Genomic DNA, 14,082 nt, shown 5'->3' with positions numbered 1-14,082 from the left:
CTCAATGATGCTGTTTGATTAAGAGTAGGTGAACGCAGTGAAAATTATTTCATTACGATATCTTAGTCACACTCTTATCTCCTAGCAAAGATTATTTGATTAATCCATTATTTTTCAGCAACTTCTACAATGGCTTGTAAGTAGTTAGCAGTATCAGCTAATGTAGCACCTGAAACAACATCAGCTACATTTCCATCTTCACCTAAAGCTGCAACTTCATCAATGCCAGCTTTTAATTCTTCGATTGTTTTACCATTAGCATAAGCTGCGACCGCGTTTAAGTTATCTAAATAGCTGACAGTAGAACCAGCTTTTTCAGCCATTAATTTTGAATAGCCTTCATTGTTAGCAATCTTAGAAATTAAGACTGAACCTTCCGCAATTCCTTTTCCAAATTCAGCATCTGAGTTTGGTACACCTGTAAAGTCGCCACCCGCTTCAACGATTTGGAATTCGTCAATAGCAGAAGCAACTACTTTATCGCCATCTACTGCAGCACTTACTAAAGCAAATGATTTAGTGCCGTGAGGCGCCGCAATTTCTTGTTTTAATACTAAATTATCAGCATTAGCTTCAACCCCTGCAAATTCATAACCTTCAGTTATTGCTTCAGCAATTGCTTTTAAGTAGCCTGATGTATCAGCTAAAGTAGCTCCAGAAACAACATCAGATACATTCCCATCCTCACCTAATCCATCAACTTCTTCTACTAAAGCTAAGATTTCATCAGCAGTTTTTCCTTTAGTAGCTTCAATAATCGCTTTAAAGTTTTCGCCGATTGTGACAGTAGATCCTGCTTTTTCAGCCATTAATTTAGAATAACCTTCATCGTTGTCTAATTTACCTACTAATACTTGTCCTTCAGCATAGCCAGCACCAAAATCTGCATCGGAGTTTGGAACAGCTGTAAAGCCACCATCTTTAGCTACGAATTGGAATTCATCGATTACAGCATCGACTAATTTGTCACCTTGTAATAAAACAGTTACAGCAGTGAAAGCTTTGTCTCCGTGAGCGGCTGTATAGTAACGACGCATTGTGACAGCCTCTTCTTGAGCTTGAACAATAGCAATATCACCAGTAAATTGTGTCGCTACTGGAACAGCTACAGTAGCAGCTGATAACACTAATAAACTAGATAAAACGATTTTTGACAATTTCATGTGAAATTCCTCCTAAACTTGATAGCTAGATTATAGCATAGGATTAATTTATTGTGAAGCCTTTCATAGATAATTTTTATAATAAAATGAAAAATATTTCACAAAATTTAATAAATAGTGTATTCGCAATAGATTACGTATTTATAGATAATAATAAGTTAATCATAACTTGCCGTGAAAGATCATGTTAAGAAATAATCTATTAGCTAAGGGGGAGAGATTGTGAATAAAATTAGCGATATTTTCAAAGAAAACAAAGTGGTACTTGTGATTTTTATTTTAGGTATTGTTTATTTTCTGTTTCAAAATCAACCAGAAACTGTATCATTTTTATCAGAAAGCGGAGAGACGAGAATGGATGAGGCCCTCTTAACCATGTCGACTACTGAAACAACGGAAATAACAACCCAAGAAATGATAATTTATGTAGATGTTAAAGGTGAGGTTAGAGATCCAGGGGTTTACCAATTATCGAATGGTGCGAGGGTCATGGATGCGATTGAGTCTGCCGGAGGGTTAACCAATGAAGCCGATGAAGACCAATTGAATTTAGCTTTATTACTCAGTGATCAAATGGTGATAGTGGTGCCAAACATCAATCAAACCTTGGAAGAAGAGTATTCGATGGTCAATCATTTTGCTAATGAAATAGATGAAGATCCTTATAATGAATTAAAAATTAATATTAATGTTGCGGATGTAGCCGAATTGACTTTACTGCCTGGTATTGGTGAAAAAAAGGCGCAGGCAATTATCGACTATCGTGAGGAAAATGGTTCTTATCAAACAATTGAAGACTTAATGAATGTGAGTGGCATTGGTCAAAAGACCTTTGATAAGTTATCAAGTATGATTTCGGTACGATAATGATACAAAGGTTAATTAAGATGAAATATTTAAACAATCAATGGATTTTCCTGGCTATTATGGCATTTATTGTTCAGAATTTTTGGTTAACGCATCATTGGGGATGGGGATTATTATGGGTTGCCTTTTTTATCCGCTGTCTGTTTTTAACTAAAATAGTGAAACAATTTGTTTTCATCGTCATTGTCATCAGTAGTGTAGTCACCTTTAGATCCCGCACGCAACCTCTAGTATTGCAAGAGGAAAATACTTATTTATTGCAAATAGATCCGATATACTTAGATGGCGATGAAGAATATATAACGGGACGAGCCAAACTATGGTCACAAGGAGAATGGTTAACTATCAATGTTAAAGGGAGTCAATTATCAGCACTTCATCAATTGGATCAATTGACCTTATTGGAAGTAAAAGGGCGTGTGACGATACCAGAAGGTGCTAGAAATTTTGGTGGCTTCAATTATCAAAAATATTTACAATCACAAAACATTGATTATCAAATTGAAATTAAAACAATTGAAAGAGCCCAAGCGGTTAAAAATTTATGTAGTTATTTTCTAAATTGGCGTTGGCGATTGTTAAATTATTTTCAAAAATTAGATCATATTCGTTTGTTCAGTCTTTATAATCGCTTAATTTGGAATTTATCATCCACTCAATATAAGACGCACCGTGAACGCTTAATAGAATTTGGCATCATTCATTTTTTTGCTATTTCAGGTTTTCATGTCACTTTAATAAAAAACAATATCGATTATTTATTACGACGTTTGGGGATCATTAATGAGGTAGGGAGTCTGATAATAGATGGATTGTTAATTGGCTATACCTTTTTAACTTGTTTTCCAGTTGGGGTAGTAAGAAGTGTTGGCAGTCACTTTCTGAAAAAATATGGGTCACTCTCTCGAATGGATAATTTAAGTTTGTTGGTTTTAGCTTTTCTCTGGTTCAATCCTAGAATTGTGTTATCCACGGGCTTTCAATTAAGTTTCTTAATCTCGTATAGTTTGATTTTTATTGAAAAAATTCCGAAACCTTTACCTTTTTCGCACTCCATCCAATTAGCCATCATCTGTACGCTGTTTACTTGGCCCATCACGATGCGACAAAATTATTATTGGTATCCTCTCCAATTAATTTGGGGTCTGATTATTGGCAAAGTGTTTGATTGGGGCATTTTTCCATTAGCTGTATTATTAACGCTCCTATCTTTTTCGCCAAAAGGACAACTGCTCGTTCAACATTTTGATTTTCTACTTGAACCGATTGAATTATTCCAACCCAAAATATTAGTCGGTCATTATTCTTGGATTTTAGTCATCGTATTGATGGCAGTTGCCGGTAGATGGTTGGTGGATTGGCAACAAGCGTGGAAATTCACCATTATCAGCTATATAGGATTAATCTTAATAAGTGGTAGATGTCATTTTGAACGGATAATAGTATTAGATGTTGGACAAGGCGATGCTGTATTATACCAAGCTGCCTTTTCTAATCGTGGCTGGTTGATAGATGTCGGGGGTAAAGTTTCCTGGAATCGTGATGCAAATGATCCCGAAAATCAACTAGAAGAAAATTATGCCAAGAAAACGATTTTGCCTGCTTTAGCTTCTTTAGGCGTTCGGCAATTAGAAGGGATTGTTATTACCCATCCTGATGCTGACCACTTTGCTAATTTACCGGCAATTATCAAAACCATCCCTGTGAAAGAAATCGTCATTTCCAATATAGGATTCCATCATCAAAACTGGCAACAAGTGATGGCACCTTATCAGAATCAGCTGCCATTAACTATGTTAGATGCGCCCGGTTGGCAGACGATTATCCCACATACTTTATGGGGATGGTTTGACACCAATGCGCCAAGAGAAGATTTAAACGAAAGTTCAATTGTCACCTTGTTAAAATTATCAAATCATTCGTTCTTGAATATGGGAGATTTAGGAAAAAATGGGGAGCAGAAATTATTAATGACCACACCTAATTTGGATATCAATCTGTTAAAAGTTGGTCATCACGGCAGCAATACCAGTACGAGTAAACAATTAATTGAACAAACAGCACCAGAAATGGCGCTTATTTCTGTGGGGAAAAACAATCGTTATGGACATCCTCATCAAGAAGTCACGGTGCTTTTACAACAAGAAAAAATCCCTTATCTAACGACTGCAGACAATGGAGCCATTGAAATAATGGTTATTCCCTTTAAAGGCATTAACATTCGACATGCATTATCCCCATAAGGTCAATCTAAAATCATGGTTGTTCGGTGATTAGTTGCATTAATAAAAAAGTAACGAATATACGCATTGTTATGAATTATGCAAGCGAGGTAATTAAAAGCCCGATAAACTTACAATGTTTACGGTGAAAAATCGCGTAAACAAGAATTTTAATAGAACAATTGAAGTGAAGGAATGTCTAACTTTTTTACGAGAATTGAATGAATGGTAGGGAAGATATTGAACTTTATGTTAATTAATGCTAGTCAGAGATGCTCCCTAGTCATTAAAGGTAATACTGGAATGGCGATATTTTGAATGCGTTTTACTAAGACTGTATCATTTACTGTTAATAAACTGGTAAAATTATGGAAATGAATGCTTTTAATTCAATGGCTTAAATGATATAATCTAATAGATAGACTGTACATTTGTAGAAAAGTAATGATAGAAATGTATTTTTGAAGGATTAGAGGAGCGAACGACATTGAGATTTACGGATATATTATTTATAATCGTCATTCTGGTGTTAGTTGGGTATGGGGTTTTCTTTTATATGAAGAGCCAACTAGCAAAGGATATTAATGAATTAGAAAAAAGAAAAGATCGCGTAATGGAAGTTTCAATACCTGACCAATTATTTACGTTAAAAAATATGGAATTATCGGGTCAAACAAAACGCCAATACGAAAATTTAGTCGCAAATTGGCAAACTATTACCAATTACCAATTTACTGAGATTGAAGCTGCACTCGTTGGAGCTGAACAATTTGCAGATCAAATGAACATTGTAAAATCTAAAAAGGTTTTAGAAGATGCTCGCGAAATGTTAGACGAAACCGAAGCGCAAGTGGACGATTTAAGCGAAGCATTAAAAGAGCTATTGAGCGTTGATGAACAAAACCGTGAAGAAATTGAAGCGTTATTAGAACGCTATAATACAGCACGTAAAAGTGTGATGAATCATAGTTTCGATTATGGTCCTGCCATTGAAACTTTAGAGAAAAATTTACAGTATTTAGAATTAAATTTCACTAAATACAATGAATTAACCGCTTCGGGTGACCATTTAGAAGCGAAAGAAATGCTCGCTGTCATTGAATCGGATTTATCAAGTTTAGAAGAAATTTTAGAAAAAATTCCAGCGATGTATAACCAAATTAAGAATAAATATGAAGATTCCATTGAAGATTTACGTGATGGTTATCAAAAGATGGTTGAAAGTCACTTTAAATTTGGTGATATTAATATTCCTGAAGAAATTGATGCTGTTCAAGAATTACTTGATGAAGCTAAAATTAAAATTAAAAATGCAGACTTAGTTGAAGCAAGAACGCAAATGGATAAATCTGAACGTGAAATTAACTCGTTATATGAATTGATGGAAAGTGAAATTGCTTCAAAAGAATATGTTAATAAGAATATTAACCAATTAGGCACGCAATTAGACCAAGTTTCTGAAAATAACCGTTATGCCGGCATTGAAGTTGATCGCATTTCTCAAAGTTATATTTTACATAATAATGAATTAGATCAAGTATCAGAATTAACGGAACAAATTCGCAATGAGTATCAACGATTCAATGATATTGTTGGACAAATTAATGATCATACAGTGATTTATACTAAGGTTGAATCTGACATTAAGAAAATCAAGAAACGCGTTGAAGAAATTGATGAAAAACAAAATAAGTTAGTCCAAGGTTTATCGGATATGAATCATAAAGAAAAAGAAACGAAACAAAACTTAGATCTTTATGAAATGGATTTACGTAATTATAAACGTAGAATTGAAAAGCATCACTTACCTGGATTAAATGATAATTACTATACCTTATTCTTTAAAGTAACTGATCAAATTGAAGAGTTAGCGAAACTACTTAATAAAGTACGAATCGACATGTTTGAAATTGAAACATTAGAATCAAGATTAGTCGAAAACTTAAATAAATTAGAAGAGTTAACGGAACAAACGATTGATAATGCCATGTTAACGGAATACATGATTCAACATAGTAATCGATTCCGATACGATTATCCTGAAGTGGATGATGCCATTAGAGAAGCACAATATTTATTCCACCAAGATTTCCGTTATGGTGATAGTTTAGCAGTGATTGAAAAAGCTTTACGCCGAGTAGATCAAGATGCACCAACGCAAGTTCGTCGTATGTATCATAAAGAAAAACAAAGTCGGATTTATTAATGATTTGAAACGATTAGATAAGTACTGATCAAGTACCGTCTAATCGTTTTTAAATCGCACAGACATCACATGAAGGAAGGTTATGAATGTTATATTTTGATAATAGTGCTACCACAATGCCTGATCAATCGGTATTAGACACCTATTTACAAGTATCAAAGGAATATTTTGCAAATCCATCAAGTTTACATGAATTAGGCGTTAAATCAAAAAAATTATTAGAACAAGCACGCGCACAAGTAGCCGAAATCATAGAAGTCAAAACGAACGAAGTCTATTTTACTTCTAGTGGGACTGAAGCCAACAACTGGGTATTACAAGCGGTAGTACGAGAATTGAGTAAGCATCGGCCAAACGCAAAACGGATTTTGATTTCAGCCATTGAACATCCCTCGGTATATGAGCAAATCAATTTACTTTTGTCTGAAAATTATACGGTTGAACGAATCAATGTTAACCCACAAGGGGAAATTGATCTTGAATCATTAAAAGAGCAGTTGGATTCAGATGTCCTATTAATATCAACGATGGCAGTAAATAATGAAGTAGGCGCAGTTCAACCCTTGAAGCAAATTGCTGAATTATTGGCAGAATACCCGCAAATCATTTGGCATGTTGATGCTGTGCAAGCTGTTACTACCCAATTATCTCTGTTACATCATTCGCGCATCGATGCCATGACTTTATCGGGACATAAATTTCATGCGGGACGAGGGACTGGGATTTTAACCTTAAAACAGAAAGTTAACACACAGCCCTTTATTTATGGCGGCGGTCAAGAAAAAGGATTACGCAGTAGTACTGAAAATTTAGCTAGTATTGTAGTGACCGCAAAGGCATTACGTCTCGCAAGTACAAAACAAGAAGCAGTGAAGCAAAACCTGGCTAAATATCGTCAATCTTTAATCGAAGCATTTAAAGCACAAAATTGGCAAATATTTGCCGAAGCATCGGCTAGTGAACATATTTTATGTGTGGCCTATCCGTCGATTCCTGGCGAGGTGTTAGTGCATGCATTTGAAACGGAAGGCGTTATGATTTCGACTACGAGTGCCTGTTCAAGCCGCAAACATCAAGTGCATTCGACACTAAAAGCAATGGGGGTTCCTGATAACATTTCAGAATCGGCAGTACGCCTGAGTATGTCGAGTTTGACTACTAGCACGCAAGTAAATGAACTCATTAAAATTATTGAAAAAGTCACTGCTAAATTTGCTTAAAAAAGATCAAATGAGTCGCTTCAAATAGTAAAAAATATCAGTATAGGCGGTTCATTGCTAAAAGAATATCAGCTTAGACCATAAAAAAGTAAAACAATCTCAGTATGGTCGATTCAACTCGAAAATATATAGCTTAGTCGCTTCAAATAGTAAAAAATTATCAATAAGGAGTTAGTATGCATCAATTAGTTATTCATTATGGCGAATTATCCACTAAAGGTCGTAATCGTAAGTCTTTTCAACAACGATTAGCCGAACATATTCGTCTTCAAACCAAACATTTAGAAAATATTAAAATTACTGTCAATCATGATTTCATGCATTTATTATGGGAACACACTCCCGTTGCAGAAATTGTTGAAATATTAAAGACAATACCGGGGATTTCTAGATTTGAGCCGGTTCATCGAGTTGATAAAGACCTCGAACAAATTAAGAACAAAGCACTGGAATTATTCGAAGAATTAACGATTAATGAAGGAGACACATTCCGTGTAGTAGCGAAACGTTCTGACAAATCATTCCAGTATGACACAATGAGTTTACAACGTGAAGTAGGGTATGTGATTGGGGAACGTTACCCAGAAATGGGCGTTGATCTTCGTCGCCCGACCCATACATTATCGATTAGTATCCATCAAAATACCGGCGCTAACTTGAGTTTAGTCTCATATCAAGGCTTGGGTGGTTTACCATATGGAACCAGTGGTAAAGGGTTATTGATGTTGTCAGGTGGTTTTGACTCACCAATTGCGGGTTATCAAATGATTAAACGTGGATTGGAAATTGAAGCTGTTCATTTTAGTAGTCCGCCTTATACAAGTCCCCAAGCACTAGATAAGACTAAACGTCTAACGTCAGTTTTAGCGAAGTATGCCAAACCCATTCATTTTATTAATGTTCCTTTTACTAAAATCCAAGAAGCAATTAAAGAAACTGTTCCCGATGAATATTCAATGACCGTCATGCGTCGGATGATGATTCGTATTATGGATCAATTGTTAATTGAACGTCAGGCAGAAGCCATTGTAACAGGCGAATCTTTAGGGCAAGTAGCGAGTCAAACATTGACGAGTATGAATGTCATTAATTCGGTGACACACTCTCCGATCTTAAGACCGTTAATTGCAGTTGATAAAAATGAAATCATTGAGTTAGCTGAAAAAGTAGGCACTTATGATATTAGTAATGAACCTTATGAGGACTGTTGTACGGTTTTTGCACCATCTTCGCCAAAGACAAAGCCACGTCAAGGTAAAATTGAGTTTTTAGAAGAATCCTTAGACATTGAAGCTTTAGTTCAAGATGCCGTGCAAAACATAGAAATTGAAGTGATTGATGCGCAATATATTACGAGTCAACAAGCTGAATTTGAAAGTTTATTATAAACATCCATTTGTCCGGTAATAGGCTGCGTATTGTTATTTGGCACAAAATTAAGAGATTTATAATAAATATCCATTTATCCGCCAATTGCCTGCATTTCGTTGTCGGACACAAAATCAAGAGGCTGAGCAAAAACTTTTTAAATTCTGTTCAGCCATATCTATTTAATTCAAAGCGCAGTGGTTGAGTGGTCTCAAATGGCGTCTTAAGCTAGCTAAGAACAAGCTTGAAAAATCCAGTCAAGTCGTTGCTCGATATTTAAAAGCGCAGTGGTTGAGTGGCCTCAACCTGCGTCTTAATATGGTTTGGGATAAAGTTGATAAATTCAATCGAGTTATTGCTCAATAATTAGAGCGCAGTGGTTGAGTGGCCTCAACCTGCGTCTTTCGACTTGTTTGAGGCCTACTCAACTTTGCGGGGGTAGGCCGACGAAGCGAAAATTATTTAATTTTCTACTTCTTGCCCACTCCCTATTCGGCCGGTGACAGATCACTTTTCGATTTTGGATATAAATTCAATACAACAACCGCAAGCACTTCCTTTGTGTAATGGCGGTTGTTTTTTGTATAATTAAATTAACAACAAAGAAAGAAGGTACACAACATGGAAATTAAAGTGAACGGAGAACCATTAGTAATTGAAGGTAAACAAGTTGAAGTGGGTGATTTAGCACCTAATGCGACTTTGGTTAATCGAAAAGGTGAAACAGTCCAACTGAAAGATTTATTAGCGGACAAAGTGACTATTTTAAGTGTGGTTCCTAATATTTTAACTCGCACTTGTGAGTTACAAACCAAACGTTTATCTGATGAAACAAAATCAGGTGACATTCAATATTTAACGGTTTCACGCAATACACCACAAGAATTTAATACTTGGAATCAAGAAAATGAGTTAGATGTTGATACCTTAACTGATGAAGCAGGTGAATTCGGTCGTGCGTATGGATTAGACATTAATTTAGATGGCAATGATTTATTAGCACGTACAGTATATGTTATCGATCAAAATGGTGTTATTCAATATCGTGAAATTGTTGAAGAATTAACGGAAGAACCTACTTATAAGCAACCATTACAAGTTGCAAAAAATGCTTTAAAATAAGCCATAAACATTAACTATTTTTGGTATAATTGAATAAAGATAGACAATAGTGTGGTTAAGAAGTAGAAAACAATCGGATTTTTTCTTCTTATGCCTCATTGCATCGTTTGAATAGCGCTTAAACATGATTGAGTATTGACTGTTTGATGCTATTTGAATGCTGTGTTATTCTATCAAGTTAAGTGACTGGAAAGAAATGAGGGTAATCGCATTTCTGCCCAGTTCTTTTTAATAATTATGAAAGGGTGGGTAGGTTGGCAGATTTAACCGAGTTTAAACAGTTAATAGAAGAAAGTCAGCGTATTGTATTTTTTAGTGGAGCAGGAGTATCAACCAATAGCGGCATTCCCGATTTTCGATCAGCACAAGGCCTTTATGTAGAAGAGCAGGGGTATCAATTTTCTCCTGAACAAATCATTTCTCGTTCTTTCTTTAATCAATATCCAAAAATATTTTTTGAATTTTATTTTGATAAATTAGTCTATCGTGAAGCAAAACCTAATGTTGCCCATCATTTTGCAAGATGGTTAGAAACAAAAGGGAAAGAGGTGGCAGTCGTCACTCAAAATATTGATGGATTGCATCAAAAAGCGGGCAGTAAAGAGGTATACGAATTACATGGCAGTGTGGCACGTAATTATTGTATGGAATGTCATCGCTACTATCATTTAGAGGAGTTAGTCCTGGATAAAGATGGGATTCCAAGATGTGAGAGTTGTCATGGGATGGTGAAGCCAGATGTTGTATTATATGAAGAACCATTAGATCAACAAGTAATGAATGATGCGGTTCATAAGATTCATCAAGCTGATTTAATGATTATTGCCGGTACTTCATTGGTGGTCTATCCGGCAGCTGGTTTGGTAAACTATTTCAATGGACGTAAAATTGTAGTTATTAATAAAACAGCCGTCCCACTGTATCGTTCGGATGTGTTAACCATTCAAGAAGAGATGGGAGCTATTTTCAGCGAAGTTATGGAGATGGATGCTTAATAGCAAATGATGGTTAGGTTGCTTTTTGATTCCATAAGGATAATGCAGCTTCAAGCATACCGTTGTCAAAATAAGCGCCACTTGGTAATGCGTTATGATAAAAGCTTTAACGTGTACTTTTTATTATTACTAGTTCAAAGTCCAACTCACGAATTTTAATGACAACTAATTCAAAGTCCAACGGGGTATGATAAAAAGTCCAACCCATGATGTTTTATGATAACTAATTGTTATAATCAAATACATTAAATTAAAGCGATCAACATAATAAAAATAACCCCGTTCCAAGCTCTGTTTGTGTTCAGTTTTGAGTAAAACAGAAGCGATTAACATAATAAAAAATAAAGCCCCAACATTAACCAAGTCACTATCGATGTCTTAAATCTAATTTTGGATTTAAGCAAGACAGAGTGAAGAATGGTTCGTGTTGGGGTTTTTGTTTTCGATTGATTAACGAATCGTATGATTACCTTTCAAGATATATTTGTAACTGGTCAATTCTCTTAAGCCCATTGGGCCACGCGCGTGCATTTTTTGAGTGGAAATACCAATTTCACAACCAAGTCCAAACTCACCACCATCGGTAAAGCGGGTGGAAGCATTGACGTAAATCGATGAACTATCGACTTGTTCAGTGAATTTCATAATGGCAATGGGATCATCACTCAAAATACTTTCGCTATGTCCCGTCGAGTGTTGATTGATGTGCTCAATGGCTTCATCAACAGAATCGACAACCTTGATAGCCATAATATAATCTAAAAATTCAGTCGCAAAATCATCGTCATTAGCTAATGTAGCCTGAGGTAAATAATTGAGTGCGCGTTCATCTGCACGTAATTCAACACGGTCTTGGAAAGTAGTGGCTAATTGAGTCAGCAATTCTTCAGCAATGGCTTGATGTACTAATAAGACTTCAGCTGAATTACAAACCGAAGGGCGACTGGTTTTGGCGTTATCAACCACCGTTAAGGCTTGGGTAATATCGGTAGTTTGATCAACATAAATATGGCAAATTCCGGTACCTGTTTCGATGACCGAAACAGTTGCTTCTTGCATCACAGTTTGAATTAACCCGGCGCCACCACGTGGTATAAGTAAATCAATGTAGCCTTTCGCTTTCATCATTTCTTTTGAACTGGCTCTAGTCGTATCTTCAATTAATTGGACAATATCAGGATTTAATCCTGCTTGTTTAATCCCTTCTCTTAAGGCATCACAGATTGCTTTTGAACTACGATAAGCTTCTTTACCGCCACGAAGGACAACGGCATTGCCACTTTTAACCGCTAAGGCAGCGACATCAGCTGTTACATTTGGACGACTTTCATAAATCATACCTAAAACGCCAAATGGAACCGAGCGTTTGGTGAGTTCCAGGCCGTTTTCCAAGGTTCTTTCCTCTAAGACTCTTCCGACAGGATCTTTTAATGTTTTTACCGCTAAAATACCGGCGGCCATGTCTTCAATACGTGCTTCGTTCAGCATTAAGCGGTCAAGCATAATATCAGCAATTTGACCTTTAGCTTGTGCTAAATCCTCAGCATTCGCTGCTAAAATGTTGGGGGTTGCTTTTAATAATTCTGCTGCCATTGCGGTTAAGACTTCATTTTTTTGAACAGTAGTGGCAAAATTGATCGAAGCTTTCACTTCTTTTGCGGTTTGTAAAATGGTTTGAGTAGTTTTCATTTTAAGACCTCCTAATTAATGGTGACCCAATCATCGCGATGAATCACAATGTCATTATTTTGTTTGGTAGATAATTTATCTTTAATTTCACGATGAGAAAAACGCGTCTGACCTTTGCCGATTAGATGTTGACCGTCCAAGCTATAAACGGAAATAATATCTCCCGCTTGAAAAGAATCCTGAACTTTTGTAATCCCGGTTAATAATAAACTACTTCCAGTATGGAGCATCGCATATTCAGCACCAGCATCAATGTTAATACTGCCAGTGGTACGTGCATAAAAGGATAACCATTGTTTCTTTTGAGCCATAATGTCTTCATTGGCAATAAAAAGTGTTCCTTTATTGGATTGTGTGGCTGCTTCTACGATGGCATTCGGATTGGCAGAGGAACAGATAAAAACCGGTGTACCGGCTTTAGTTGCTAAACTAGCGGCAATCAGTTTAGTTGTCATGCCACCTGTTCCATTATTGGTACCTGCGTCGCCAGCCATTTTAAATAATTCAGGGGTAATCTCGTTAATGCGTTCGAAAAATGTTGCTTGTGGATTTTTCACTGGATTATCGGAATAGAGGCCATCGACATCGGTTAAGAGCACTAATAAATCAGCTTTTAGTAAAGAAGCGACTTGAGCAGAAAGCGTGTCATTGTCACCTACTTTAATTTCTTCTACAGCGATGGTGTCATTTTCATTGATGATGGGAATGACTTGGTTAGAAATTAAAACTTGTAAAGCATTAGCGGCATTACGATAACGTCTTTGATCAGCAAAGTCATCTTGTGTCAGTAAAACTTGTGCGCTGACAATTTGATGCTTTAATAAATATTTAGTATATTCTTCAATTAATAAACCTTGTCCAACAGCGGCACTAGCTTGTTTTTCTGCAATACGAGTAGGTCGTTTTGAAAAACCTAGTCTTCTAAAACCAGCCGCAATGGAGCCGGAAGTCACTAATACCAACTGATAACCTTGTTGATGCAATGTGGCTAATTGGTCTGTTATATTAATTATTTTTTGAATATCGATACTGCCATCCGATTGTGTTAATGAGGAAGTACCTACTTTATAAACGATTAAAGGTTGTTTCATATCAATGGCTCCTTTTCTTATTATTCTTAACTTACCCCATTTTAAAGATAATTACAATATTTTACGTCATTTTTAATTAAATGGGAGTAGCAGCGAAAGCTTGTCAATCGCTAGACTAATGATAAAGATAAATAGAACG

General features: G+C 36.0%; 10 protein-coding genes. 7 read left to right on the top strand and 3 right to left on the bottom strand.

Going from position 1 to position 14,082, the window contains the following annotated elements:
• Positions 1-107 precede the first annotated feature (107 nt).
• Positions 108-1,163, bottom strand: a complete 1,056-nt coding sequence (locus tag CYJ72_RS03840) for a hypothetical protein (RefSeq protein ID WP_066126264.1) — start codon at positions 1,161-1,163, stop codon at positions 108-110.
• 222 nt (positions 1,164-1,385) lie between these two features.
• On the opposite strand from CYJ72_RS03840, the gene CYJ72_RS03835 reads away from it, so the two are divergent.
• The 7 genes from CYJ72_RS03835 (at position 1,386) to CYJ72_RS03805 (ending at position 11,163) form a co-directional block, all read left to right on the top strand.
• Complete coding sequence (locus CYJ72_RS03835; protein ID WP_066126263.1) at positions 1,386-2,030, top strand: helix-hairpin-helix domain-containing protein; 645 nt, start codon at positions 1,386-1,388, stop codon at positions 2,028-2,030.
• 20 nt (positions 2,031-2,050) lie between these two features.
• A complete protein-coding gene (locus CYJ72_RS03830; RefSeq protein WP_284630573.1) occupies positions 2,051-4,273 on the top strand; it encodes a ComEC/Rec2 family competence protein in 2,223 nt (740 codons plus the stop codon).
• Between the two features lie 466 nt (positions 4,274-4,739).
• On the top strand, positions 4,740-6,458 hold the full coding sequence (locus tag CYJ72_RS03825; protein WP_066126260.1) for a septation ring formation regulator EzrA: 1,719 nt from the start codon (positions 4,740-4,742) through the stop codon (positions 6,456-6,458).
• Between the two features lie 86 nt (positions 6,459-6,544).
• The gene (locus CYJ72_RS03820) at positions 6,545-7,678 is read left to right on the top strand and encodes a cysteine desulfurase family protein (protein WP_284630570.1); all 1,134 of its coding nucleotides are present in this window, start codon (positions 6,545-6,547) and stop codon (positions 7,676-7,678) included.
• A 176-nt stretch (positions 7,679-7,854) separates the two neighbouring features.
• Positions 7,855-9,066 (top strand): tRNA uracil 4-sulfurtransferase ThiI, encoded by a 1,212-nt coding sequence (thiI, locus tag CYJ72_RS03815; RefSeq protein WP_101813263.1) that lies wholly within the window; start codon positions 7,855-7,857, stop codon positions 9,064-9,066.
• A 601-nt stretch (positions 9,067-9,667) separates the two neighbouring features.
• The gene (locus CYJ72_RS03810) at positions 9,668-10,168 is read left to right on the top strand and encodes a redoxin family protein (protein WP_101813264.1); all 501 of its coding nucleotides are present in this window, start codon (positions 9,668-9,670) and stop codon (positions 10,166-10,168) included.
• Between the two features lie 254 nt (positions 10,169-10,422).
• Positions 10,423-11,163 (top strand): NAD-dependent protein deacylase, encoded by a 741-nt coding sequence (locus CYJ72_RS03805; RefSeq protein ID WP_066127209.1) that lies wholly within the window; start codon positions 10,423-10,425, stop codon positions 11,161-11,163.
• A 450-nt stretch (positions 11,164-11,613) separates the two neighbouring features.
• Here the strand turns inward: CYJ72_RS03805 and CYJ72_RS03800 are convergent, their stop codons facing one another.
• Together CYJ72_RS03800 and proB are read right to left on the bottom strand one after the other, a co-directional pair.
• Complete coding sequence (locus CYJ72_RS03800) at positions 11,614-12,852, bottom strand: glutamate-5-semialdehyde dehydrogenase (protein ID WP_284630566.1); 1,239 nt, start codon at positions 12,850-12,852, stop codon at positions 11,614-11,616.
• 11 nt (positions 12,853-12,863) lie between these two features.
• Positions 12,864-13,943 (bottom strand): glutamate 5-kinase, encoded by a 1,080-nt coding sequence (proB, locus tag CYJ72_RS03795; RefSeq protein WP_284630564.1) that lies wholly within the window; start codon positions 13,941-13,943, stop codon positions 12,864-12,866.
• Between the last annotated feature and the right edge of the window lie 139 nt (positions 13,944-14,082).

Origin of the sequence: Globicatella sanguinis (genome assembly GCF_002847845.2) — a bacterium.
Taxonomy (GTDB): Bacteria; Bacillota; Bacilli; order Lactobacillales; family Aerococcaceae; genus Globicatella; species Globicatella sanguinis.
Note: the sequence above shows the minus strand (reverse complement) of the source record. Positions and strands in the feature narration are given on the sequence as shown.

Coding starts and splice junctions, on each gene's coding strand:
- proB (WP_284630564.1), bottom strand. CDS start 13,943: ATGAAACAACCTTTAATCGTTTATAAAGTAGGTACTTCCTCATTAACA.
- thiI (WP_101813263.1), top strand. CDS start 7,855: ATGCATCAATTAGTTATTCATTATGGCGAATTATCCACTAAAGGTCGT.
- CYJ72_RS03840 (WP_066126264.1), bottom strand. CDS start 1,163: ATGAAATTGTCAAAAATCGTTTTATCTAGTTTATTAGTGTTATCAGCT.
- CYJ72_RS03830 (WP_284630573.1), top strand. CDS start 2,051: ATGAAATATTTAAACAATCAATGGATTTTCCTGGCTATTATGGCATTT.
- CYJ72_RS03820 (WP_284630570.1), top strand. CDS start 6,545: ATGTTATATTTTGATAATAGTGCTACCACAATGCCTGATCAATCGGTA.
- CYJ72_RS03800 (WP_284630566.1), bottom strand. CDS start 12,852: ATGAAAACTACTCAAACCATTTTACAAACCGCAAAAGAAGTGAAAGCT.
- CYJ72_RS03810 (WP_101813264.1), top strand. CDS start 9,668: ATGGAAATTAAAGTGAACGGAGAACCATTAGTAATTGAAGGTAAACAA.